Below are 24,095 nucleotides of genomic sequence, written 5' to 3' on the forward strand. Positions count from 1 at the left end.
AGCAGGATTATCAGGATTGGGAAGCGAATAGATCCTAAAAACAGGTGATCGGCATGCGGCTGTTTGTGGCCATAAATTTCTCTCCCGACCTGAAAGATGTCCTGGCAGGATTACTGGAAGAATTACGCCAGTTACCGGTAACGGTTAAATGGGTGCCCCCGGAGAATATCCATTTAACCCTCAAGTTTTTAGGTGAAGTGGCCCCGGCTAGAGTCGAGGAAATAGGAGCAGCCTTGCGGCGTGCCGCTGTGGGGGTTAACCCCTGGCACCTGGAGGTAAAAGGCACCGGGGTTTTTCCTAATTGGCGCAACCCCCGGGTTGTCTGGGTGGGGGTGGACTCCGAAGAGCCATTGTATGCCCTGCAACAACAGGTAACCAGGGAATACCTGGCTCTTGGTTTCCCGGCCGCTTCCTTTACCCCCCATTTAACCCTGGGCCGTCTGCGGCCGGGGACGGCCTCCGGACCGCTGCAGGACAGGCTCAAGAGTCTGGCCGGTGTGTCCTGGGGGCGGGAAAGGGTGGCGGCGGTAAGCCTCATGGAGAGCAGTCTGACCCCCCGCGGGGCTGTTTATAGGCCGGTGCTAACAGTTCCTTTGCCGGCCCCTGACGGCGGCCCGCTGCCGGGTTCGGAGGGGCCCCTCGGGGACTGACGCCCCCTCCGACGAACAATGAAAATGCACTTTTGGCAAAGGGGGTGGAGGGTACAGGTGGAAGGCGACTTGGTTCGAGGCGTAAGCAAACTCAGCGAAGACGCAGCGAGGCGGCGGTTAACGGGATGGGGATCGTAACGCAGCTTTAGGAACGAGAAGTACCACGCCCCGTTATGATTGATCAAAGAGATAAAGCCACGCCACCCCCGCCGCCGAGCAAGGCTGAGCGCTAAGTTTGCTAGCCGAGAACCACCGGAGCCTGAAGCCTGTACCCTCCACCCCAAAGAACATGAAGTACAGATCAACCAGCAAAAGCATTTGTGGTAGAACTTTACTTTCGTAGGAGGCGAACTTAAATAGTGGTTTTATCGGACAAACAGCGGGCCCTGGAAAATGCCCTGCTCCAGATCGAGAGGCATTTTGGCAAAGGTTCCATAATGAAGCTGGGGGAATCCGGCGCCAGGCTCAACGTAGAAGCCATTTCCACCGGCGCCCTGCCCCTGGATCTGGCCCTGGGGGTAGGCGGGTTGCCCCGGGGCCGGGTGGTGGAGATTTTTGGCCCGGAATCCTCCGGTAAGACGACGGTGGCCCTGCACGTCATAGCCGAGGCCCAGCGGGGCGGCGGCACGGCAGCCTTTATCGACGCCGAGCACGCCCTCGACCCGGTGTATGCCAGGAACCTCGGCGTCGACATTGATAACCTTTTAGTATCCCAGCCCGACACCGGGGAGCAGGCCCTGGAAATCGCTGAGGCCCTGGTTCGCAGCGGCGCCATCGATGTTATTGTCATCGATTCCGTAGCTGCCCTGGTACCCAAAGCTGAACTGGACGGTGAAATGGGCGACGCCCATGTGGGCCTGCAGGCCAGGCTCATGTCCCAGGCTTTACGCAAGCTGGCCGGTGTTATTGCCAAATCGCGCACGGTTGCCATTTTTATTAACCAGCTGCGGGAAAAGGTAGGGGTCCTCTTTGGCAGTCCAGAGACGACACCCGGGGGACGGGCGCTAAAATTTTATGCTTCAGTGCGCCTGGATGTGCGCAAAGTAGAGCAGGTCAAGCAGGGAACCGAGATTATTGGCAGCCGTACCCGGGTAAAGGTTGTTAAAAATAAAGTAGCGCCGCCTTTCCGCCAGGCCGAATTTGATATTATTTACGGCCGGGGTATTGACCGCGAGGGCTGCCTTCTTGACATGGGTACGGAATTAGATATAGTAAAGAAGAGTGGGGCCTGGTATTCCCTGGGGGAGGACCGCCTTGGCCAGGGCCGGGAAGCAGCCAAAGAGTTCCTGCGTGATCACCCCGAATTGGCGGCCAGCATTGAAAACCAGATTCGCGTTAAAGTCGGGTTAATCAAGACGGCCACGCCTTTAGAAGACGAAGGTGCGCAAAACGGATAATACCCCGACGGGAGCTGCCTGGGGGTGTGCCCTGAAAATATTAGCCCGGCGCCAGCAGAGTGAACAGGAGATACGCTGGAAATTGCAGGCCAGGGGTTTTTCCGGGGAAGTAGTGGCGGCAACCATAAACCGGTTAAAGGATGCCGGATTGCTTGATGACGCCCGTTTTGCCCGCGATTGGGCTGCTTATCGGCTGGCTACCCATCCGGTAGGCCGGAGGCGCCTCCGGCGCGAGCTGCAGGAGCACGGCGTGGCCCCTTCCCTAGCAGAAGAGATAATCAGCGACCTGCTTTCTCCGGAAGCAGAGTTGGCCGCCGCCCGGGAACTGGCGGGGAAATATCACCGGCGCCCGGAAGAGAGCGCTGATCATTATTTTCAGCGCCTAGCCCGTTTCCTCTGGCAGCGAGGTTTTAACGGGTACATAGTTCGCCAGGTACTGAAAGAACTGGCAGGACATATTTATATTGACAGTGATGATATAAACCTATAAAATAAAGTGGGAGAAACTAGGTGTAGGATCACCACCATTACCCTTTTATTCATTGACTTCACTACCAGGTTTAGCCTGGATGGAATATAACTTCTCTGACCTGAAATATGGATAGATGTGCTGTATTTTTGGGTCCCCAACAGGCGTAAGAAGTCCTGGTTTTGAACCTAAAAAGGGGATATGTGGTTGGTGTGCCTATTTTCAAGCCGAGTTTCTACTCGGCTTTATTTTATGAAGGGGGGGTGAAGAAAAATCCAGTATATCTTTTATGCCCTGATAGCTTTCCTGGTGGGTGCAGCCGGCGGTTATGCTATCCGCAAGTACCTGACCGAGGCCAGAATTGCTTCGGCCGAGAAGGCTGCAGCTACCATTATCGAAGAAGCCAAAAAAGAAGCTGAGGCTAAAAAGAGAGAAGCGGTCCTGGAAGCCAAGGAAGAAGCCCACCGTATCCGTAATGAAATAGAGCGGGAAAGCCGGGAACGGCGCAATGAGCTCCAGCGTTTCGAACGGCGGCTGATGCAGAAGGAAGAGGCACTGGACCGCAAGACTGAAGCCCTCGAGCGCAAAGAAGCCAGCCTCCATCGCCAGGAAGAAGCTGCCCAGAAGCTGAAGGAAGAGCTGGAAGAACTGCGCCGCCGGCAGATCAGCGAGCTGGAACGCATTTCCGGCTTAACGACTGAAGAAGCCAGGGCCATCCTACTGCAGAATGTGGAAAAAGAAGTAAGGCATGAAGCAGCCATGCTGATTAAACAAATTGAAACGGAGGCCAAAGAAGAAGCAGAAAAAAGGGCGCGGGAGATTATTACTCACGCTATCCAGCACTGTGCTGCTGATTATGTGGCCGAGGCGACGGTTTCGGTGGTGAACCTGCCCAATGATGAAATGAAGGGGCGCATTATCGGTCGCGAGGGCCGCAACATTCGCGCCCTGGAAACCCTGACGGGTGTCGATCTCATCATTGATGACACACCGGAAGCCGTTATTCTCTCCAGTTTCGATCCTATTCGCCGGGAAGTGGCCCGGATTGCCCTGGAAAAGTTAATTATCGATGGGCGTATCCACCCGGCCCGGATCGAAGAAATGGTTGAAAAGGCCCGGCGGGAGCTCGAGCAAAAGATCCGGGAAGAAGGCGAGCGGGCTACCTTCGAAGCTGGTATTCATAACCTGCATCCAGAGCTGGTGCGCCTCCTGGGTAAACTTAAATACCGCACCAGCTACGGCCAGAACGTCCTAAAACACTCCCTGGAAGTAGCTTTCCTGGCCGGGGCTATGGCTGCCGAGCTGGGGGTTGATGTCCAGCTGGCTAAGCGGGCCGGTTTGCTCCATGATATTGGTAAAGCCGTTGATTTTGAAGTCGAGGGCCCCCATGTCGCCCTGGGGGTTGAGCTGGCTAAAAAATACCGGGAATCCCCGGAGGTAATCCATGCCATTGAAGCCCATCATGGTGACGTGGAACCGCGTAGCATCGAAGCCGGCCTGGTCCAGGCGGCCGATGCCATTTCGGCAGCCCGGCCGGGAGCCCGGCGGGAAACCCTGGAGGCCTATATTAAACGCCTGGAAAAACTGGAGGAGATCGCTGATTCCTTTGCCGGCGTGGAAAAATCTTATGCTATCCAGGCCGGACGGGAGGTAAGGATTTTAGTTAAACCTGACAAGATTGATGATGCCATGGCCATGCACCTTGCTAGGGAAATCGTGAAAAAGATCGAAAAGGAAATGGAATACCCGGGCCAGATTAAAGTGGTAGTTATTCGCGAAACCCGCGCTGTCGATTATGCTAAATAATTTAAATGGCAGGGAAGGAAATAGTTTTTCCATCCCTGCCATTAAATTTTCATCGTTTCCGGAGGACAAGGCAGGCAGGAATTTGCTTTTGGTTGCAGAAGTAGTGTCTTATTGGTGGTAACATCTTATACATATACATAAAAGTACGGGGCAGGTGTTAACCTTGGGCCTGAAGTACAAACACGGCGGCGAAGTATCTGATACTATCGGTCTCCTTATTTCTATCCTGGTACGTTACCCGGAAGTAGGTACCATTAACTATGAACCCCAAGACCAGGTTTTACGCTTTACTTTTATGCTGTCCCAACCCCTGGCCGGGGAGGCTATCCAGCAGTTTGAAAAGAAATTCCGTAAATCCCTGGAAGTATATAACTACCTGGAAGACCGGGAAGCAAGGGTCATTAACCTGAAATATACACCTTATGACCAGCTGACAGCCCTGGAGGTACAACGGGATGTAACCACCCTTTCCCGGGATGAAATTGACCTCATTATTGCCCTGGTGCGGGAGGAATTTGGGTCCAGCCTGGTTGCGGAGAACAATGATAATATCATGGAAGAAGAGCTTTTGCTCCAGGAAGAGTTAATTGACCGTATGCTGGAAAGTGTTAGGGGTACCGTCCCGGAGCGCCAGCTAATTGCCTTCCGGGAAGAAGGTCGGGTCATGGTGTTTAATAAATAGAACCGGCGCGAATAATAATTTTAAGGTAATTCGAGGGGAGCCTTGTTTTTGCGGGTTCTAATGATTGGCGATGTAGTGGGACGGCCGGGCCGTAAAGCGATCCGGGAACTCCTGCCACCTCTGCTCCAGGAATACCGGCCGGCCCTCGTAGTAGCAAACGGCGAAAATGCTGCCGGTGGTAATGGTATTACGCCGGCTATTGCCGGTGAACTTTTTGCCGCCGGCATTGATATTTTAACCATGGGCAACCATGTCTGGGATAAGCGAGAAGCGCTGGCCCTCCTGGAGGAGGATGAGCGCATTGTCCGGCCGGCCAATTATCCTCCTGGTACTCCTGGCAGGGGCTATACCCTGGTAAAGGTCAAGGAAGACCTGCAGGTAGGAATTATTAATTTATCGGGGCGGGTGTTTCTATCATCCCTGGAGTGTCCTTTTCGCCTAGGACGCCGCCTGGCAGAAGAGATCGGGGAGATAACTAAGATCATTTTAGTAGACTTCCATGCTGAAGCAACTTCAGAAAAGGTTGCCCTGGGCTGGTACCTTGACGGACTGGTAAGTGCGGTCATCGGGACCCATACCCATATCCAGACGGCCGATGCCCGCGTCCTGCCCCAGGGGACGGCCTATATCACCGATGTAGGCATGACCGGCCCCAGGGATTCGGTCCTGGGGGTAAAAACAGAACTTGTCGTTAAAAAATTTCTTACCCAGCTGCCGGTGCGGTTTGAAGTCGCCGGTGGCGTTATTCAGCTGGAAGCCGTGCTGGTAGATATTGATCCCGCTACCGGCCGGGCAATGGCTATCCAGAGGTTGCAGCACTACGGCACGGCGTAAATTAACCATTGGACAAGATATCTATGCAGCTAGCTGATTTACATACCCATACTACGAGTTCCGACGGTCTGCTTTCACCCCCAGAACTAATCAGGCTGGCAAAGGCCAAAGGTTTAACGACCCTTGGTGTCACCGATCATGATACGGTAGCCGGCCTGGCAGAAGCCCTGGCTGCCGGCAGCAGTTACGGCGTGACGGTCATTCCTGGGGTCGAGCTGAGCACCGAGTGGGAAGATAAAGAAATTCATATTCTGGGTTATTACCTTGATTGGCAAAAGGAAAATTTGCTGGCCTTCCTGGAAACTATGCGCCAGGCGCGTTACCGGCGCACGGCCCGGATGGTCGCCAGATTACAAGAGCTGGGTTATGATATCAGCATGGGCGAGGTCGAGCAGGAACTCAGGGGCGAGGCCGTGGGCCGTCCCCATATCGCAGCCGTTCTGGTCCGTAAGGGATATGCCCCCTCTGTGGAGGCGGCCTTCAAAACCCTGCTGGCACGGGGCCGGCCTGCTTATGTCCCGCGGGAAAAAGTTGAACCTGGCCGGGCGGTGGAGGTAATATTAAAGGCTGGCGGAGTGCCGGTCCTGGCCCACCCGGGCTTAAGCCCGGCTGATGCCCTTCTTCCGGCCCTTGTTGATGGCGGCTTACAGGGTATCGAAGCCTATTATCCTCTCCACGATGCCGCTGCCACCAGGCGTTACCTGGAATTTGCCTCCCGGTATGACCTGGTGGTAACCGGCGGGTCAGATTTCCACGGCATGGTTGACAACAGCCATGCCGACCTGGGGACCTGCCGGGTGGGCACAGCGGAACTGGAGCAATTACAGAGGCGAGCGGAAAAGATTAAAGCTCAAGCGACTAAGGTTTGATTTCCAGGCATATACTTTAGCAAACTAATAATGAGGGGGTGGGGCCGTTGGCTGGCAATGAGGCAGCTGGCCTTTACCGGCGTATCCAGGAGCTGGAAAGTAAGGTAGAACAATTACGGGTCAGCCGGCGTGTCTTGCTACGCCTGATAGAAAAAAGTGAAGCCGAAAAGTGGGAGATGGTAAATCGCCTGCGCCAGGAAAAGGAAAAGCTCCAGCTCCGCAACCGGCGCTATGCCCGGGCTATCTGGGAAAAGAATAAAGAGCTGGCTATGATCACAAATAAGTTGCAGGGCATATCGTTACCCAGGGCTTGACTGATAGGAGGGAGCGATTTATACTATAATTAACTTAATAGGGAACAGGTGCCTGAAAGGTTAAAAGGGAATCAGGTGTAAATCCTGAGCGGTCGCGCCACTGTAACCGGGGAGCCTGCTTCAAGGCCACTGGTATTATACCGGGAAGGCGAAGCCAGGCAAGGAGCCGGAGCCAGGAAACCTGCCTGTTCATTTCACCCTCGCGTTAAGGGGCCTAAAGTTAGGTGATGTGACTCCAGCTGCTTCGTGGGGGCTGGAGTTTTTATTTTAGGAGGCCATTCTATGGGGTACGGGTCGTTAATCATGGTAACCGGGGGGGCCAGGAGTGGCAAAAGCCGCCTGGCTGAAGAACTGGCTGCTGCCGGAGGCGAAAAAGTAGTCTACCTGGCCACGGCGACCGTGGACGATGCCGAAATGGCGGCCCGGGTGGACATGCACCGGCGCCGACGACCGGCTGCATGGCTGACGGTGGAAGCTCCCCTGGCCGTCACGGAAGCCGTGGCCCGGGAAGGGCGGCGTGCCGGTACCATCCTCCTGGACAGCCTGGGCATGTGGCTCAGCAACCTTTTGAGCCAGGAGGCGGCTGGAGCAGGAGACAGCTGGGAAAAAAGTACGGCGGCTGTAGAAGCCATCATGGTCAAAGTGAGGGAACTGGCGGCCGTAGCCCGGCAGGTACCGGCGCGGGTAATTATTGTTACTGAAGAAGCGGGAATGGGGCTCATTCCTCCCTATCCCCTGGGCCGGGTTTTCCGGGACCTGCTGGGCCTGGCCAACCAGGAGATTGCTCGCCGGGCCGACCAGGTCTACCTGGTGGTGGCCGGCCTGCCCCTGGTTTTAAAGGATAATAAGGCTAATGAAGAAAGGTTGTTGGGAGGAACTTCTCCGAAAATACAATAAAAACTGGAGGAGAAATCGTTGCAGAGGGAGTTACGGCGGGGTTATACCACAGGTACCTGTGCGGCTGCTGCGGCGAGGGCGGCGGCCATAGCTTTATGGCAGAAACAACTGGTGCGGGAGGTTACCCTTACCCTGCCGCGGGGGGAAAAGGTAACCCTGCCGGTTACCGTGCACCAGGGTCCGGGCTGGGCCGAGGCCGTGGTGGTCAAAGACGCCGGCGATGACCCTGACGTTACCCACGGGGCTGCCATCCACGTCCGCGCCCGGCAATCCGGCCGGGGGTTGACTTTGCGCGGCGGACCCGGCGTCGGGACAGTAACCCGTCCCGGCCTGGCTATACCGCCGGGGGAACCGGCCATTAATCCCGTTCCCCGGCAAATGATCGCCGCGGCAGTTGCCGATGTAACCCCGCCCGGCCAGGGCCTGGAGCTGGAAATCAGCATCCCCGGGGGGGAAGAGCTGGCCCGGCGGACCCTCAACCCCCGCCTGGGGATTGAGGGCGGCCTTTCGATCCTGGGCACTACCGGTTTTGTCGAACCCATGTCCGAAGAGGCCTACCGTACTTCCCTGATACCGCAAATAGACGTCGCCCTGGCTGCCGGCTGGGAGACCCTCATCCTGACCCCCGGCCGCCTGGGGCAGCGCCAGGCCGAAGAACGCTATCACCTGCCGGCTGCGGCCATTGTTCTGACCAGCAACTTTATCGGCTACATGTTGGAGGCCTGCGCCGGGCGGGGGGTGAAGCGGGTGCTCCTGTGGGGGCACGGCGGCAAGCTCATCAAGGTGGTGGGAGGCATCTTTTATACCCACAGCCGCCTGGCCGACGCCCGCCAGGAAATCCTGGCCGCCTGGGCCGCGGCGCGGGGGGCATCCCCGGAAGCCGTGCGGCAGCTTTTAGAGGTAACTACAGTGGAAGCTGCCCAGGAAATTATCCATAGCCACGGTCTGGGGCGAGAGTTCTGGGACACCCTGGCGGCCCGGGCCAGCCGGCGGGCCGAGGACTTTGTCCGTGGTGAGCTCACCGTAGGTACGGTTTTGCTCAACCTGCAGGGAGAAATTATGGGCCGGGATGCGGTGGCCCGGCAGATACTGGAGGCGTGGGGCCATGGGAGCTGATGGCCGGTGGCTGACCGTCATCGGGGTTGGACCAGGCAGCCCGGAATACATAACGCCGGCGGCCCGGCGGGCAGCGGCGGCGGCCGAAGTCCTTATCGGCGGCCCCCGGGCTTTGAACCTTTTTCAAGATTTAGAACGCGAGAAAAGGGTTATCACGGGCGACCTGGAGGGGTTACGCTCCTGCCTGTTGCAGATACGCGGCCGCCCTACGGCTATCCTGGTATCCGGGGATCCCGGCTTTTACAGCCTCCTCGCGTGGCTCAAGCGCCAGTTTCCCGGCGAAAAAATCAACGTTATCCCCGGCATCAGTTCCGTTCAGCTGGCTTTTGCCCGCCTGGGGCAGGGCTGGGAAGATGCCGTTTTCTTAAGCTGCCACGGACGCTCCCTGGAGGTTCTGGAACCGTACCTGCCCCGGCTGGCGGCCGGGCAAGCGAGGCTGGCTATACTCACCGGCGGGGCCAACACCCCGGCAGTTATAGGTAAATACCTGTCCGACCACGGCCTGGCCGGTATCAAGCTGTGGGTGGGGATCGACCTGGGCAGCAACCAGGAGCAGACGGCCTGGCTGACGGCAGCCGAACTGGCCCGGCAGCATTTGACCAGGCCCGGGGTGGTGATAGCCGGTTATGAACCGGATTCACTGGCCCTATAGTACGCCCGGGATACCTGACCATTACTTTAACCGCAGCCAGGTCCCCCTGACGAAAGAGGAAGTCCGGGTCCTAACCCTGGCCAAAGCCCGTTTGGGACCGGGTATGACCGTTTACGATATTGGCTCCGGAACCGGGAGCCTGGCCGTTGAAGCGGCCAGGCTGGTGGCTCCGGGACAGGTCCTGGCCGTAGAGGTAAACCCGGAGGCCTGCACCTTGATCCGGGAGAATGTAAAACGTTTTGGCCTGGATAATGTCCAGGTGGTGGCCGGCAGGGCCCCGGCGGCCCTGGAGGGTCTGCCGCCGCCGGACCGGGTTTTCATCGGAGGCAGCGGCGGGCACCTGGAAGAGATTTTACGGGTCTGCCATGAAGCTTTGCGGCCGGGAGGAATTATCGTCCTCAATGCCATCACCGTCGAGACCTTGAGTACGGCCCTGGCCTTCGGCTATCAGCGGGGCTACCAGGTAGAGGCCCTGGCTGCCAACTTGGCCCGCCTGGAACCGGCCGGCCGCTACCACATCTGGCGGGCCCTGAATCCCGTATATATAGTGCAGCTGGTGAAGCAATTGCGCCGTGACGAATAGGAGGCAGGAGTGGTGAGTGGAACCCTCTATGGCCTGGGGGTTGGACCGGGAGACCCGGACCTGTTAACCCTGAAGGCTAAAGCCATTTTAGAACAGGTACCGGTCCTGGCGGTACCGGTTTCCCAGCGTGGCGAGGAAAGCCTGGCCCTGCAGGTGGTCCGGCCTTTTCTCCGGCCTGAGCAGAAGATACTAAATCTTTTCATGCCTATGACCCATGACCTGGCTTACCTGGAACGTTCCTGGGATGCAGCGGCGGCAGAACTTTTGAAAAACCTTTCAGCAGGCCAGGATATCGCCTTCCTGACTCTGGGGGATGCTTCCCTTTACAGCACCTATAGCTACTTAATGCAACGCTTGCAAAAACTCAACCCGGATTTAAAGATTGTTACCGTTCCCGGGATCACTTCCTTTGCTGCGGCTGCTGCCAGTTTGAATGTTCCCCTGGCGGTAGGGGACGAACCTCTGGCCATCATCCCGGCCCTCAAGGACCCGGCTAACTTAAAGGAATACCTCTCCCTTTTTCCCAATCTCGTCTTAATGAAAGTCGCCCGCCATTATGACGCCATCGTTACCGTGCTGGAAGAGGCGGGCGTGGCCGGGCAGTCGTTCCTGGCCAGCCGCTGCGGCCAGGCCGGGGAGAGCTTCAGCCGGGACCTGGTAGCCGAAAAGGGTAAGAAACAGGATTATTTGTCATTAATTATAGTCAAAGGCACCCCATGAAGGGTGATTGTTAGCAGACAGGAGATAGAAAAGCTTCGGCGGCGATTATAGGTGGGGATATGTCCCGGAGCCGCGAATAGTGGAGCGCCGGTAACAGGACAGGCGAGGTGAGGTAACCGTTGCCGCCGCCGAGGACGCCTGAGCGTGCCCTGGCGAGGAATACAGAGTGACCTCATAGAAGGATTCAGGCCAGCGGAGCAGGAAGCCTTTTCATTGGCAATCCGCAGGCGGCGAGCAACGGTCCGAACCGAGCCGTAGTCCTGTCGGCGCGTAACTCCTGAGCGGCGAAGGGACATATCCCCACTAGAAGGCACCATTTTTAGCAGAACGTTATTTTTGGAGGAGCAGAGCAGGCATGAAGGTTTATTTTGTCGGGGCCGGGCCGGGAGACCCGGAGCTGATTACCGTCAAGGGGCGCCGCCTTTTAGAGGAAGCCGGGGTCATTATCTATGCCGGCTCCCTGGTGAACCCGGAAATTTTAAAGTATGCGCCGCCGGGAGCCAAGCTGTATAACAGCGCTTCCCTCACCCTGGAAGAAGTCCTGGCCATCATGCAGGAGGCGGTAGCCAGGGGCGAAAAGGTGGTCCGCCTGCATACGGGCGATCCTTCCCTGTACGGGGCCATCCAGGAGCAGATGGACGCCCTGGAGGGTCTGGGTATACCTTATGAGATCGTGCCCGGCGTCAGCTCCTTTGCAGCGGCGGCAGCAGCCGTCAGGAGGGAATTTACCCTGCCGGGAATAAGCCAGACGGTGATCCTCACCCGGCGGGCCGGCCGCACCCCGGTGCCCGCCGGGGAAAGTCTGCCCGATTTAAGCCGCCACCGCGCCAGCCTGTGCCTTTTCCTCAGCAGCCAGGACCTGGCGGCGGCAGCGGCCGAGCTGGCCCGTGGATATGGGGAAAATACCCCGGCGGCAGTAGTCTACAAGGCCTCCTGGCCGGAAGAAAAGATTATCCATGGTACGCTGGGGGATATTGCCGCTAGAAGCAGGGAGGCGGGCATTGACCGGACGGCCCTGCTCCTGGTCGGCGATTTCCTGGCCGGCAGCTACCAGCGCTCCTTACTGTACAACCCGGCCTTCAGCCACGGCTACCGCGAGGCTAAGACACCCCATGACTGAAGGACAGGGAATAGCCATTGTCACCCTGACCCGGCCCGGTTTCCAGACGGCCCTGCAGCTGGCCCGTTCTTTACCGGCGGGGACTACGATCTTCATCCCGGCCGGCCTGGTTCCAAGGGCAGGGGCCGGTGAAGGGGACCCGTTCAAAGTAGTGCCGTATGCGGGGCCTTTATCCCCGTTCCTGGGGCGGATTTTTCACCAGTACCGCGGGTTAATCCTTATTATGGCTGCCGGCATTGCCGTGCGGGCTTTGAGCCCCCACCTTGTTTCCAAAAAAGCAGATCCGGCCGTGGTGGTGGTGGACGTGGGGGGTAAATACGCCATCAGCCTCCTTTCCGGCCACCTGGGCGGGGCCAATGAACTGGCCCGCAGGGTGGCGGCGCTGCTGGGCGGCCAGGCGGTTATTACCACCGCCAGCGAAGTGCAGGGGCTGCCCCCCCTGGACCTGGTGGCCCGGGAGTTGAACATGAGTGTCTGGCCGGCAGCCGCCTTTACCAGGGTGATGGCGGCCCTGGTCAACGGTGAGCCAGTCGATTTGCTGGTAGAAAAGCCTTTACTTAAGTCCCTGGAGGAGGCCCTGCCCGCCTTAAGGCCCCGTCTCCTTGGGGCCTGTCCAGCAGGAGGGGAAGACAGGGCCGGAATTATGGTTACCTGGCGGCGCCTGCCCCTGCCGGGCCCGCGTTGGGTTTACTGGCGACCCATGGTGATCAGCGCCGGTATCGGCTGCCGCCGCGGCGTATCTGCCGGTACCATCCTCTACGCCCTGGGCCTGGCCCTGCGGGAAGCGGGCCTCAGCCGCCGGAGTCTAGCAGCCCTGGCCAGCGTTGATTTCAAGGGCGGGGAACCGGGCTTGCAGATGGCAGCCGCCCGCCTTGGTGTAAAGCTTCTTACCTTTACGCCCCGCCAGCTGACGGACTGCCTGGAACGTCAACCCCATTTGCATCGTTCGGAAAGGGTTAGGCGGTACGTTGGCATCCCCGGCGTTTGCGAGCCGGCGGCAATCCTGGCTGCAGGAGAGGGGGAATTGATATGTCCCAAAAGGAGTTACCGGGGAGTGACAGTAGCCCTGGCCCGGGGGAGATAATGGTCGTCGGCCTGGGCCCGGGCCGGGAGGAAGAAATGACGCCCCGCGCCCGGCAGGCCCTGGCCCGGGCGGAAGTAATCGTCGGTTACCGCACGTATATTGATTTAATAGCCTCCCTGACGGCCGGGCGGGAGGTAGTGGTTACCGGCATGACGGGGGAAGTAGCCCGGTGCCGGGAAGCCGTCGCCCGGGCTGCTGCCGGGGCCCGCGTGGCCGTTATTTCCAGCGGCGATCCCGGTGTCTACGGTATGGCCGGATTGATTCTGGAAGTCCTGGCCGAACACCCCCGGGGGAAAGAAATAATGGTGAGGGTTATTCCCGGGGTGACGGCAGCCACCGCCGCGGCAGCCGTCCTGGGAGCGCCCCTGATGCATGACTTTGCCGTCATCAGCTTAAGCGACCGTTTGACCCCCTGGGAGGTTATCGCCCGGCGCCTAGAGCTCGCAGCAGCGGCTGATTTCGTCCTGGTCCTGTACAATCCCCGCAGCCACGGCCGTCCCGATCACCTCCGCCGCGCCCGGGATATTATCCTCCAGTACCGCCGGCCGTCCACACCGGTAGGGGTGGTACGTAACGCCGGCCGGGAGGGAGAAGAAGCCTGGATCCGCGACCTGGCCACTTTCCTGGAACTACCGGTAGATATGGTCAGCACGGTCATCATCGGCAACAGCCAGACCAGGGTGCTGGATGGCCGCCTGGTAACACCCCGGGGGTACCGGCTGTGATTCTGGTACTGGCCGGGACGGCCGACGCCAGGGGAGTTATCGGCACTTTAAAGGCCGAAGGCTACCGGGTGGCAGCCAGCGCTGTTTCAGGGTACGGGGCCAGGCTGGCCAGGGAGGCTGGAGCCGATTTGGTCCACGAAGGCCCCCTGGGGGAAGAAGACCTGCTGGCCTTTTTAAAGGACCACGGCGTCAGGGCGGTGATTGACGCCACCCATCCCTTCGCCACCGCCATTACCGGTGCAGCCCGGCAGGCCTGCCGCACTCTGGGGCTGCCCTATTTCCGTTACCGCCGGCCGGAGGTTAAATTGCCTTCCCACCCGGCTCTGTTGCCGGCCGCTAGTTTTGAGGAAGCGGCGGCACTGGCCTCCCGGGGACAGGTAATATTTCTAACCACCGGCACGCGTCACCTGGAGTGCTTTACCACGGCACCGGCTCTGGCCGGCAAGAGGCTCGTTGTCCGGGTGCTGCCGGAGGAGACTTCCCTGGCCCGGTGCCGCCAGCTGGGCATCTGGCCGGGGGATATCGTGGCCATCCAGGGTCCCTGCAGTTATGAGTTAAACCAGGCCCTTTACCGGCAGTTCAAAGCCGATGTAGTTGTAACCAAGGACAGCGGCACCACCGGCGGGGTGGTGGAAAAAATCCAGGCTGCCCTGGACCTGGGGCTAACGGTCGTCGTCATCCGCCGCCCGCCGGAGCCTGACAGCTTGCCGCTGGCAGAGATCATCCCTATGCTGGGAGAAGCGCTGGAGAGATAAGGAGAGGGTAACAATGGGCACGGGTATTATTTTACTGGGCCACGGCAGCCGCATACCGGAGGCCAACGAGCACCTAAAACTCCTGGCGGCCCAGGTAAAGGAAATGCTGGGGGGGATGCGGGTACAGCCCTGCTATATGATGCGCACCCACCCGGATCTCATGGAAGGGATTACCATGCTGGTGGAAGAAGGCCTGCAGAAAATTATTGTGATACCAATGTTCTTCTGCAACGGCCTCCATGTCCAGCGGGACATTCCCGAGCTGCTGGAGGCGGCCCGGAAGCGTTTCCCGGACACTACCTTGATCTATGGCACCAACCTGGGCGCCGACCGCAGAATCGCCGAGGTTATTGTCGAGCGCATCCAGGAGGTGGCCCCCGGTGTCGTATCTGCATGATCCCCGGGCCATTGAGGCCCACAGCCGGGAGATCATAGCGGCCCGGGTGGGGGACCTCGGCCTGGGGTGCGGGGAAAGGGCTATTGTAACCAGGATCATCCATGCCACCGGTGACCTGGATTATGCCCGGCTGGTAGTCATTCACCCTCGGCTGGTTGAGACAGCGACGGCGGCCCTGCGCGGGGGGGCGGATATCATCACCGATATCGAAATGGTGCGCCAGGGGATCAGCAGCCCTTTACTTGCCCGGGGCGGAGGCCGGGTAATCTGTGCCATCCGGGAAAAGGAGGTCATCGAGGCAGCAGCAGCCAGGGGGGTGACCAGGGCCATGGCGGCCATGGAATACCTGGCACCCCGGATGGCGGGAGCCGTTGTGGCCATCGGCAATGCCCCCACGGCCCTTTTCCGCCTGCTGGAATTGATGGCCGCCGGCCGGGCGGCGCCGGCGGCCGTAATCGGCACGCCGGTGGGTTTCGTGGGAGCGGCGGAAGCTAAAGCGGCCCTGGAAACGGCCGGCATACCCTTTGTCACCGTCCGGGGTACCAGGGGCGGCAGCACGGTGGCGGTTGCCGCCGTCAATGCCCTGCTGCACCTGACCTGGGACGGGGAAGGTGACCATTAATGGCCCGGGCAGTTATGCTCCAGGGGACGAGTTCCAATGTCGGCAAGAGTGTCCTGGCGGCGGCCCTGTGCCGGATTTTTTACCGCGCCGGCTACCGGGTTGCTCCCTTTAAGTCCCAGAACATGGCCCTCAACTCCGGCGCTACCCCGGACGGCGGCGAAATGGGGCGCGCCCAGCTGGTGCAGGCATATGCGGCCGGGGTGCAGCCGCGGGTGGAAATGAACCCGGTCCTGCTTAAACCCACGGCCCACGCCCGCTCCCAGGTAATCCTCCTGGGAAGGCCGGTGGGCAACCTGGGGGCCCGGGAGTACCACGGGAACTTTAACCAGGAACTGTGGCGCCACGTCGAGGCGGCTTATGCCACCCTGGCCAGGGAATTTGAGGTTATCGTCATTGAAGGCGCCGGCAGCCCGGCGGAGGTTAATCTGAAAGCCCATGAAATCGCCAATATGCGGGTGGCCAAAATGGCCGGGGCGCCGGTGCTCCTGGTGGCCGATATCGACCGCGGCGGCGCCCTGGCGGCCATTGTCGGGACCCTGGAACTCCTGGACCCCGACGAGAGGGAGCTGGTGGCCGGGTTGATTATTAACAAATTCCGGGGCGATATGGATTTGCTGCAGCCGGCCCTGGATTTTCTGGAAAGGAAGACCGGCAAGCCCGTCCTGGGAGTTATACCCTTCCTGGCCCACGGCCTGCCGGAAGAAGATTCCGTGGTCCTGGAAGGAGCCTCCGGCCGTCCCACCGCTCCCGGCGAGGTGGAAATAGCCGTAATCAAGCTCCCGTGTATTGCCAACTTTACCGACTTTGACGCCCTGGAACGGGAAGACGGCGTTAACCTGCGCTATGTAGAGGATAAAAGTGCCCTCGGGAAGCCGGATCTCATCATCCTGCCGGGCAGCAAAAACACCATCGGCGACCTTTTATGGCTGCGGCAGCGGGGCCTGGAGGAGGCCATCAAAGAACTGGCGGCGCAGGGGACCCCGGTGGTGGGCATCTGCGGCGGCTACCAGATGCTGGGCCGGGAGATCGCCGACCCTGGCCATGTGGAGACTGACCACGACGGTATCGCCGGGCTTGGCCTCTTACCGGTGCGGACGGTATTTCAACCTACCAAGGCCACCAACCTGGTACAGGGACGGGTAACAGGTACGGGACCTTTCCTGGGGCCGCTGCACGGCCTGGAAGTAAAAGGATACGAGATTCATATGGGGGCCAGTTACCTGGTAGGAGGCCGGCCGGCTTTTAAAATTACCCGGCGCGGGAACAACCCGGTCGACATTGACGACGGGGCGCAAAGTCCTGACGGGCTGGTCTGGGGTACCTATATCCACGGTATCTGGGACAACGATCCCTTCCGCCACCGGGTACTGGCCGCTTTAAGGGCCAGGCGCGGCCTGCCGGCCAGGGAAAGCGGTCTGGACTTTACCGCCGACCAGGAGCGCCGTTTTGACGCCCTGGCTGCCGTGGTGGCCAGGCACTTAGATCTGAAACGATTGGCGGCGATCATGGGTCTGGACCGGCCCCTGGCAGGTGACGGCCTTGGAGCCTAGCGTCCTTTTGCTGGTCCTGGCCCTCCTCCTGGACCTGGCGGTGGGGGATCCGCCCTGGCTCCTGCACCCGACCCAGGTCATGGGTGCGGGTATCAGCGCCCTGGAAAAACTTTTGTGGCGGCCAAATGCTTCCCAGGGTTACCTGTTAGTTACGGGCGGGGTGGTAGTCGTCGGCATCGTCGGCGCCAGCTGGGCCATCACCTGGGGCTTGCTGGCAGCAGCCGGACGGATTAATTACTGGGTGGAGGTATTGCTGGCCGCGTGGCTGCTGGCTACAACCATAGCTCCCCGTGGCCTGGCGACAGCGGCCGCGGGAGTTGCCCGCTCCCTGGCGGCAGGCGACCTGCTGCAGGCCCGCCGGCAGGTGGGCTACATTGTCGGCCGGGATACGGCCGGCCTCTCGGCAGGCGAAGTGGTCCGGGCGACGGTGGAAACCGTAGCCGAGAATACCAGCGACGGCGTTATCGCTCCCCTGTTCTATTTTTTCCTGGGCGGTGTGCCCCTGGCCATGGCCTACCGCGCCGTCAACACCCTGGATTCCATGCTGGGTTATAAAAACGACCGCTACCTTTTTTTCGGCCGGGCGGCGGCCCGGCTGGACGATGTGGCCAATTATCTTCCCGCCAGGCTAACGGGGATAGCCTTATGTGTGGCGGCCGCCCTGCTGGGTTATGGCCGGCGGGCCTGGACGATTATGCGGCGCGATGCCCGCCGGCACCCCAGCCCCAACAGCGGTTTTCCGGAGGCAGCGGTAGCCGGTGCCCTGGGGGTGCAGTTGGGCGGCCTCAACTACTACCAGGGGCGACCATCCCGGCGCCCCCTGATCGGCGAGGCCCGACAGGCGTTAAGGAAGGAGCATATCTCGCAGGCTGTCTGCCTCATGGCGGCGACCACGCTATTAGTATCCCTGGTCGGCGGGTTAATCCTGGGCCTTAAGGGGAACTGGTACTAAAAAGGAGCACCTGTATGAGCCACAAGCGGATTGTTATTGCCGGCACCCGCAGCGGGGTGGGCAAAACGAGCATCGCCACCGGTTTAATGGCCGCCCTGGCGGCCAGGGGCTTGAAAGTCCAGGGCTTTAAAGTCGGGCCTGACTACATCGATCCCGGCTACCATACCCTGGCCACCGGCAGGCCCTCCCGCAACCTGGACACCTTTTTAATGTCTCCGGCAAACGTCCTGGAGGCTTTTTCCCGGGCTGCCGCCGGGGCTGAGATAGCCATTATCGAAGGTGTCATGGGCCTCTATGACGGCCACAGGAGCAACGGCAGCGGCAGTACGGCGGCCGTCGCCCGCCTGCTGGCCGCCCCGGTCCTCCTGGTCGTGGACGCTACCTCCCTGGGCCAGAGTGCAGCCGCCGAAATCCTGGGTTACCGGGACTTTGATCCCGGGGTGCACCTGGTCGGGGTGATCCTCAACCGGGTCAGCAGCGAAAGCCACCTGCAGCTGCTCTGCCGGGCCATTGAAGAATATACCGGTATAAGGGTGGTGGGCTGGCTCAAAAGGGGAGCTTTACCGGCCCTGCCTTCCCGGCACCTGGGGCTGATCCCGGCTGGAGAGCAAAAGGGATTAAAAGGGGTTCTGCAGGAGCTGGCTGCTGCCGTGGCGGCCGGCATCAACCTGGAAGAGGTTGTTTCCCTGGCCGCAAAGGCCGGGCCCGCACCGGTCGGGGCGAGCCGGAGCTTTGCCGCGGCAGCCCTGCAGGCCGGCGGGCCGGTGCCGGTGGCCGTCGCCAGGGATGAGGCCTTCACCTTTTACTACCAGGATGCTCTGGATTATTTAACAGCCCTGGGAGCCGAGCTGATACCCTTCAGTCCCTTACACGATACCGCGCTGCCGGGGGAAGCCGCCGGGGTGATTATCGGCGGCGGTTTCCCGGAAATCTTCCTGGACCACCTGGCAGGCAACCAGCCTATGCTTACCGACCTGCGCCGGCGGGTAGCTGAAGGTATGCCGGTTTATGCTGAGTGCGGCGGCCTCATGTACTTGACCCGGGGGATAACCGACCTGGAGGGCCGCACCTGGAAGCTGGCCGGGATAGTGCCGGCGGACTGCCGGATGCAGGCCAAACTGGCCGGCCTGGGCTACCGGGAAGCCGTTTTATACCAGGATAACCTCCTGGGCAAGAAAGGCGATCCGGTCCGGGGACACGAGTTCCACTATTCGCTGCTGACCGGTATGGCCGCAGACTTCCCGCCTGCTTATACCTGGTACGCCCGGGGGAACCTGTACTACGAAGGTTACGCCACTCGTGGGCTGCTGGCTTCTTACCTGCATTTACATTTCCTGGGCAACCAGCAGGCCGCAGCCAATTTCCTGGCGGCATGCAGGAGATTTTTTAAAACCTACCGGAGGAGGAATGCTTCGTGCAATTATTAAACCAGACTCTGGCCGCCATCAAACCCCTGGATGAGGAGGCCATGGCCAGGGCCCAGGCCCACCTCGACGACCTCACCAAGCCGCCGGGAAGCCTGGGGACCCTGGAGGCAATTGCCCGGCAGCTGGCCGGGATTAAAGGAGAAGTGCCGCGGCGGTTATCCCGCAAGACCCATATCCTCATGGCCGGGGACCATGGGGTGGTAGCTGAGGGAGTCAGTGCTTTTCCCCAGGAAGTTACACCCCAGATGGTAATGAACTTTGTTAATGGCGGAGCGGCAATCAACGTTCTGGCCCGCCATGCCGGGGCGGAACTGGTTCTGGTGGATGTCGGGGTGGCTGCCGAACTGCCGGACCTCCCGGGTTTACTGAAAAGAAAAGTAGCCCCCGGTACGGCCAACCTGGCCCGGGGCCCGGCCATGACCAGGGAGCAGGCCATTGCCGCCCTGGAAGTCGGTATCGAGGTTGCCAATGAGAAAATTGCCGCCGGCAGCGATCTGCTGGGCATTGGTGAGATGGGCATCGGCAACACCACCCCCAGCACGGCCATCCTGGCCGCCTTCAGCGGCCTGCCGCTAGACAAAATTACCGGCCGGGGGACGGGGGTTGATGATCAACGCCTGCAGCTAAAAATTAATGCCATTCGCCGGGGGCTGGAAGTAAATCGCCCCAATCCCGAAGATCCCCTGGATGTCCTGGCCAAGGTAGGGGGATTGGAGATTGCCGGCATGGCCGGGGTTATCCTGGCCGGGGCAGCCGGCCGGGTACCGGTGCTTATCGACGGCTTTATTTCCGGAGCGGCAGCCTTGGTGGCCGCCCGCCTGGCACCGGGGGCCAAAGCATACATCCTGGCCTCCCATCTTTCCGAAGAACCCGGGCATGCAGCCGCCCTGGAACTGCTGGGCCTTAAGCCCATGCTCACCATGCAGATGCGCCTGGGCGAGGGTACCGGGGCCGCCCTGGGAATGACCCTGGTCGAGGCAGCCATTAAGATCTACCACGAGATGGCTACCTTCAGCCAGGCCGGCGTTTCAGGGGCGCTTGACAGTTGAAAGGCCAGCTCAATGCCTTCCTTGCCGCCCTCCAGTTTTTGACACGTATCCGTTTAAGCAGCGGGGATAATCCTCCGGAAGCCTGGCAAAGGAGCGTCGCCTATTTTCCCCTGGTAGGGCTGCTTTTAGGGTTAATCCTTGCCGGTGCCTGGCAGGCATTGAGCTACCTGGTCCCTGCTTCCGCCCGGGCCGGCCTGGTTCTGGCCCTGGCGGTTTTCTTAAGCGGCGGCCTGCACCTGGACGGCTTTATCGACAGCATGGACGGCCTTTTTTCCGGCCGGGAGCGGGAACGCATCCTGGCCATCATGAAAGACAGCCATGTGGGTGCCCACGGCGTAACGGCAGTAGTCACCCTGCTGGTATTAAAATACAGCCTTTTGGCGGCCCTGCCGCCCGGGCACCTCTGGCTGGCCGGGCTGCCGCTACCGCCGTCGCTGGTGTTGATGCCTGTCTTGAGCCGCTGGGCCATGGTACCGGCCCTGACCTGTTTCCCTTATGCCCGCAAGGAAGGGCTGGGCACCCTTTTCCAGGCCGGCCGGGGCCGCCGCAGCCTGGTTACAGCCACCCTGATAACTGCCCTGCTGGGCTGGTTGATAATGGGACCTGCGGGCCTGGTTTACCTGCTGCTGGTGGGCCTGGTGTCCCTGGGCTGGTGCAACTGGATCCGGCGGCTCCTGGGGGGGCTGACCGGCGATACCTACGGTGCCCTGGCCGAAATAACCGAGGTCTTTATCCTGGCGGCGTATTTTTTCAGGCCGTGGTAAGGGGGTGGAAGCCATGCAGGGCGTAGCCCTGGCCCGTGGTGCCTGCGGCGAATTAGTGCAGGGGATGGTCGACGGTAAATACTTCCTCATTACCTGCCCGATTAATATTAGTGCCGAAGCGACTGTAACTCTGGTCCCCGGGGGCCGCTTTCAGGGTCCTCCCGGCAAGAGTAAGGCTCTGGCGGCGGCACGCCTGACCATGGCCCGGCTGGGAGAAAAGCAGTGGGGCGCCCGGTTGACCATAAACAACCCCCTGCCGCCGGGCAAGGGGTTGGCCAGCAGTACAGCCGATGTGGCGGCGGCAGCCGCGGCTACAGCCAGGGCCCTGGGAGCCGAACTATCCCTGGAAGAGATTAAAAGGATCGCCTTGGCCATTGAACCGAGTGACGGTACCTTCCTACCGGGTATTGTCCTTTTTGATCACCTCCGGGGTGAATTCTGGGAGAGTTTAGGGGAACCGCCGCCCCTGGCCATTTTAATCGTCGATCTGGGCGGCACGGTTGATACCATCCTCTTTAACCAGCGCCGCGATCTTATGGCTTTAAACCGGGCCAAGGAAGGGGCTGTCCGCCGGGCGGTGGCCCTGGTGCGGGAAGGGCTGGCCTCCGGCCGGGTGGAATTAATCGCCCGGGGTGCTACTTTAAGCGCCCTGGCCAACCAGGAAATTCTCCATAAACCGGAACTGGAAACCCTGGTGGAGCTGGCTACCGGCCTGGGAGCCCTGGGGGTAAATGTAGCCCACAGCGGTACGGTGGCAGGTATCCTCTATCGACCTGGAGAAGTAGATAGCGATGAACTGGAAAGAAAAATCCGGGCAGTATTTCCCTATGTACATTTTATCCGGGCTACCATGACCGGTGGTGGAGTGGAGGCCAGGGATGAATTATGGCTTACGGGCAAAGAGGTAATGGCGGCAGGAAGCTGGGCAGGCCGGTTCACGGCGGCGACTGGCAGGGGGCGGTAGAAAAATACGGCTGGCAGCCGGAAGAAATACTGGACTTCAGTGCTAATATCAACCCCCTGGGGCCGCCCGCAAGGGTCCTCGAAACCTTGCAGCAGAACCTGCCGGCCATCCGGCGCTACCCTGATCCCCGCTGCCGGCAGTTAAAAAAGGCCCTGGCTGATTATCTGCAGGTAGAACCGGCCGCCGTTATTGCCGCCAATGGAGCTACGGAATTGATCTATCTCATCTGCCAGACTTTAAAGCCGCGCCGCGTCCTTATCCCCGAGCCGACCTTCAGCGAATATCGCCGCGCCGCTGTAACTGCCGGCGCCGAAGTGGTGACGCTGGAGCTCAACCCTGCCTCTTCCTTTGCCCTGGATATAGACCGCTGGCGGGAAAAGCTGGAAAGAATAGATCTCGCCTTTTTATGCAATCCCAACAACCCCACTGGCCAGCTCCTGGAGAAAGCGGTTTTGAAAGAAATTGTGGAACTCTGCCGGCGGCGCGGCGTTTTTCTTGTTGTCGATGAATCCTTCCTCGATTTCCTCCCCAACTGGCCGGAACTTTCCCTGGGCAGCCGGGCGGCTGCCAGGGAAGGTTTATTTACCCTGCGCTCCCTGACAAAAATTTTTGCCCTGCCGGGGCTGCGCCTGGGCTGCGGGGTGACCCATCCGGAGCTGGCGGCCAGGCTGGAAGCGCGGCGGGACCCCTGGAGCGTTAATATCCTGGCCCAGATGGCCGGGGTTGCGGCCCTAGCCGACGGCGAGTATTTGAAGGCGACCCGGGAATTAATAAGGCGGGAAAAAGAATATCTTTATCATGGGCTGGCGGGGCTGGCAGGATTCCGGCCCTATCATCCCGAAGTTAATTTTATCCTGACGGATATTTCCGCCAGCGGCCTGACGGTTCCAGAGCTGGCAGCGCAGCTGGTGCGAGAACGCATCTTAATTCGCGACTGTTCTTCTTTTCCCGGCCTGGGGCCCGCCTATTTTCGTGTGGCCGTACTTGACCGGGGAGCCAACCAGAAGCTCTTGCGCGCTTTAAAGAGAGCAGTGGAGGAGAGTTAATTGGAAGGTACAAGGGTTTACCTGGTCCGCCATGGTGAAACGGAGTGGAACAACGCGGGGCGCTACCAGGGGCATTCGGATGTAGCTTTGAGCCCGAGAGGCCGGCAGCAGGCGGAATTGCTGCGCGAACGTTTTCGCCATGTTTCCCTGGACGGTGTTTACAGCAGCGATCTCAGCCGGGCCCGGGAAACGGCGGCCACCATCGCCGCCCCCCACGGCCTGGAAGTTAATACAGTTACGGGCTTAAGGGAAATAAACTTTGGCGCCTGGGAAGGCCTGACCTACCAGGAGATAGTGGCGGGCTTCCCCTGCGAGTGGGAAGCATGGCGGCGGGATCCTGCTAATAAGATTGTCCCCGGCGGTGAAAGTTTCCGGCAGGTCATGGAGCGCGCATGGCGAGCCTTTAACGGGATCGTCCGGCAGGAAAAGGGGCGCAATATCCTGCTCGTCGCCCACGGCGGCAGTCTCAGGGCCCTTATCTGCGCCATCCTGGGGCTGGATTTAACTGCTGTCTGGCGCTTTCGCCTGGACAACACCGGGGTGAGTATTGTCGATTGTTATGACGATAAGCATATCCTGGTGCTATTAAATGATACTCACCACCTGGAAACCATGGGCGGGCCCGACGGCAGCGGTATTTTATAATCAATC

At 60.0% G+C, this 24,095-nt stretch carries 27 protein-coding genes and 1 riboswitch; all 27 genes read left to right on the forward strand.

What is annotated here, in order from left to right; translation table 11 throughout:
* Window positions 1-53 precede the first annotated feature (53 nt).
* The 27 genes from thpR (at window position 54) to cobC (ending at window position 24,089) form a co-directional block, all read left to right on the forward strand.
* Complete coding sequence (thpR, locus tag E308F_RS07720) at window positions 54-650, forward strand: RNA 2',3'-cyclic phosphodiesterase (protein WP_141264370.1); 597 nt, start codon at window positions 54-56, stop codon at window positions 648-650.
* A gap of 359 nt (window positions 651-1,009) precedes the next feature.
* A complete protein-coding gene (gene recA, locus E308F_RS07725; protein ID WP_172613655.1) occupies window positions 1,010-2,047 on the forward strand; it encodes a recombinase RecA in 1,038 nt (345 codons plus the stop codon).
* On the forward strand, window positions 2,031-2,537 hold the full coding sequence (locus E308F_RS07730) for a regulatory protein RecX (RefSeq protein ID WP_141264372.1): 507 nt from the start codon (window positions 2,031-2,033) through the stop codon (window positions 2,535-2,537). The genes recA and E308F_RS07730 overlap by 17 nt, the downstream gene beginning before the upstream one ends.
* 288 nt (window positions 2,538-2,825) lie before the next feature.
* The gene (rny, locus tag E308F_RS07735) at window positions 2,826-4,322 is read left to right on the forward strand and encodes a ribonuclease Y (protein WP_373995611.1); all 1,497 of its coding nucleotides are present in this window, start codon (window positions 2,826-2,828) and stop codon (window positions 4,320-4,322) included.
* A gap of 154 nt (window positions 4,323-4,476) precedes the next feature.
* The gene (locus E308F_RS07740; protein ID WP_253260426.1) at window positions 4,477-5,004 is read left to right on the forward strand and encodes a hypothetical protein; all 528 of its coding nucleotides are present in this window, start codon (window positions 4,477-4,479) and stop codon (window positions 5,002-5,004) included.
* Between the two features lie 48 nt (window positions 5,005-5,052).
* The gene (locus E308F_RS07745; RefSeq protein ID WP_141264375.1) at window positions 5,053-5,838 is read left to right on the forward strand and encodes a TIGR00282 family metallophosphoesterase; all 786 of its coding nucleotides are present in this window, start codon (window positions 5,053-5,055) and stop codon (window positions 5,836-5,838) included.
* Between the two features lie 23 nt (window positions 5,839-5,861).
* Window positions 5,862-6,707 (forward strand): PHP domain-containing protein, encoded by an 846-nt coding sequence (locus E308F_RS07750; protein WP_141265221.1) that lies wholly within the window; start codon window positions 5,862-5,864, stop codon window positions 6,705-6,707.
* Window positions 6,708-6,754: 47 nt separating this feature from the next.
* Window positions 6,755-7,021 carry a translation initiation factor 2 gene (locus E308F_RS07755; RefSeq protein ID WP_141264376.1) on the forward strand — a complete coding sequence of 89 codons (267 nt, stop codon included), beginning with the start codon at window positions 6,755-6,757 and terminating at the stop codon, window positions 7,019-7,021.
* 29 nt (window positions 7,022-7,050) lie between these two features.
* Window positions 7,051-7,224, forward strand: a riboswitch (cobalamin riboswitch).
* Window positions 7,225-7,303: 79 nt separating this feature from the next.
* Window positions 7,304-7,918, forward strand: a complete 615-nt coding sequence (cobU, locus tag E308F_RS07760) for a bifunctional adenosylcobinamide kinase/adenosylcobinamide-phosphate guanylyltransferase (RefSeq protein WP_141264377.1) — start codon at window positions 7,304-7,306, stop codon at window positions 7,916-7,918.
* Window positions 7,919-7,936: 18 nt separating this feature from the next.
* The gene (gene cbiD / locus E308F_RS07765) at window positions 7,937-9,034 is read left to right on the forward strand and encodes a cobalt-precorrin-5B (C(1))-methyltransferase CbiD (protein ID WP_141264378.1); all 1,098 of its coding nucleotides are present in this window, start codon (window positions 7,937-7,939) and stop codon (window positions 9,032-9,034) included.
* Window positions 9,024-9,686 carry a precorrin-6y C5,15-methyltransferase (decarboxylating) subunit CbiE gene (gene cbiE, locus E308F_RS07770; RefSeq protein WP_141264379.1) on the forward strand — a complete coding sequence of 221 codons (663 nt, stop codon included), beginning with the start codon at window positions 9,024-9,026 and terminating at the stop codon, window positions 9,684-9,686. Before cbiD ends, cbiE begins: the two co-directional genes overlap by 11 nt.
* Entirely contained in the window at window positions 9,661-10,269 is a 609-nt protein-coding gene (gene cbiT, locus E308F_RS07775; protein WP_141264380.1) for a precorrin-6Y C5,15-methyltransferase (decarboxylating) subunit CbiT, read from the forward strand. The genes cbiE and cbiT overlap by 26 nt, the downstream gene beginning before the upstream one ends.
* A 12-nt stretch (window positions 10,270-10,281) precedes the next feature.
* Window positions 10,282-10,989, forward strand: a complete 708-nt coding sequence (gene cobI / locus E308F_RS07780) for a precorrin-2 C(20)-methyltransferase (protein ID WP_141264381.1) — start codon at window positions 10,282-10,284, stop codon at window positions 10,987-10,989.
* 355 nt (window positions 10,990-11,344) lie between these two features.
* The gene (gene cobM / locus E308F_RS07785) at window positions 11,345-12,109 is read left to right on the forward strand and encodes a precorrin-4 C(11)-methyltransferase (protein WP_141264382.1); all 765 of its coding nucleotides are present in this window, start codon (window positions 11,345-11,347) and stop codon (window positions 12,107-12,109) included.
* A complete protein-coding gene (locus E308F_RS07790) occupies window positions 12,102-13,193 on the forward strand; it encodes a cobalt-precorrin 5A hydrolase (protein WP_141264383.1) in 1,092 nt (363 codons plus the stop codon). The genes cobM and E308F_RS07790 overlap by 8 nt, the downstream gene beginning before the upstream one ends.
* Window positions 13,193-13,918 (forward strand): precorrin-3B C(17)-methyltransferase, encoded by a 726-nt coding sequence (cobJ, locus tag E308F_RS07795; RefSeq protein ID WP_141265222.1) that lies wholly within the window; start codon window positions 13,193-13,195, stop codon window positions 13,916-13,918. Before E308F_RS07790 ends, cobJ begins: the two co-directional genes overlap by 1 nt.
* Entirely contained in the window at window positions 13,915-14,673 is a 759-nt protein-coding gene (gene cobK / locus E308F_RS07800; RefSeq protein ID WP_141264384.1) for a precorrin-6A reductase, read from the forward strand. Before cobJ ends, cobK begins: the two co-directional genes overlap by 4 nt.
* 13 nt (window positions 14,674-14,686) lie before the next feature.
* A complete protein-coding gene (locus E308F_RS07805) occupies window positions 14,687-15,070 on the forward strand; it encodes a sirohydrochlorin chelatase (RefSeq protein WP_141264385.1) in 384 nt (127 codons plus the stop codon).
* On the forward strand, window positions 15,054-15,692 hold the full coding sequence (locus E308F_RS07810; protein WP_141264386.1) for a precorrin-8X methylmutase: 639 nt from the start codon (window positions 15,054-15,056) through the stop codon (window positions 15,690-15,692). Before E308F_RS07805 ends, E308F_RS07810 begins: the two co-directional genes overlap by 17 nt.
* A complete protein-coding gene (locus E308F_RS07815; protein ID WP_141264387.1) occupies window positions 15,692-17,242 on the forward strand; it encodes a cobyric acid synthase in 1,551 nt (516 codons plus the stop codon). The genes E308F_RS07810 and E308F_RS07815 overlap by 1 nt, the downstream gene beginning before the upstream one ends.
* Entirely contained in the window at window positions 17,223-18,194 is a 972-nt protein-coding gene (gene cbiB, locus E308F_RS07820; protein ID WP_253260427.1) for an adenosylcobinamide-phosphate synthase CbiB, read from the forward strand. Before E308F_RS07815 ends, cbiB begins: the two co-directional genes overlap by 20 nt.
* Before the next feature lie 14 nt (window positions 18,195-18,208).
* Window positions 18,209-19,621, forward strand: coding sequence for a cobyrinate a,c-diamide synthase (locus E308F_RS07825; protein ID WP_141264389.1), 1,413 nt, complete (start codon window positions 18,209-18,211; stop codon window positions 19,619-19,621).
* Entirely contained in the window at window positions 19,609-20,670 is a 1,062-nt protein-coding gene (gene cobT / locus E308F_RS07830; protein WP_141264390.1) for a nicotinate-nucleotide--dimethylbenzimidazole phosphoribosyltransferase, read from the forward strand. Before E308F_RS07825 ends, cobT begins: the two co-directional genes overlap by 13 nt.
* Window positions 20,667-21,434 carry an adenosylcobinamide-GDP ribazoletransferase gene (cobS, locus tag E308F_RS07835; RefSeq protein ID WP_141264391.1) on the forward strand — a complete coding sequence of 256 codons (768 nt, stop codon included), beginning with the start codon at window positions 20,667-20,669 and terminating at the stop codon, window positions 21,432-21,434. The genes cobT and cobS overlap by 4 nt, the downstream gene beginning before the upstream one ends.
* Before the next feature lie 13 nt (window positions 21,435-21,447).
* Window positions 21,448-22,398, forward strand: a complete 951-nt coding sequence (locus tag E308F_RS07840) for a GHMP kinase (protein WP_141264392.1) — start codon at window positions 21,448-21,450, stop codon at window positions 22,396-22,398.
* Entirely contained in the window at window positions 22,320-23,444 is a 1,125-nt protein-coding gene (cobD, locus tag E308F_RS07845) for a threonine-phosphate decarboxylase CobD (protein ID WP_141264393.1), read from the forward strand. Before E308F_RS07840 ends, cobD begins: the two co-directional genes overlap by 79 nt.
* Window positions 23,445-24,089, forward strand: a complete 645-nt coding sequence (cobC, locus tag E308F_RS07850) for an alpha-ribazole phosphatase (RefSeq protein ID WP_141264394.1) — start codon at window positions 23,445-23,447, stop codon at window positions 24,087-24,089.
* Window positions 24,090-24,095 lie beyond the last annotated feature (6 nt).

The sequence above is a fragment of the Moorella sp. E308F genome, assembly GCF_006538365.1.
Classification (GTDB): Bacteria; Bacillota; DSM-521; order Neomoorellales; family Neomoorellaceae; genus Neomoorella.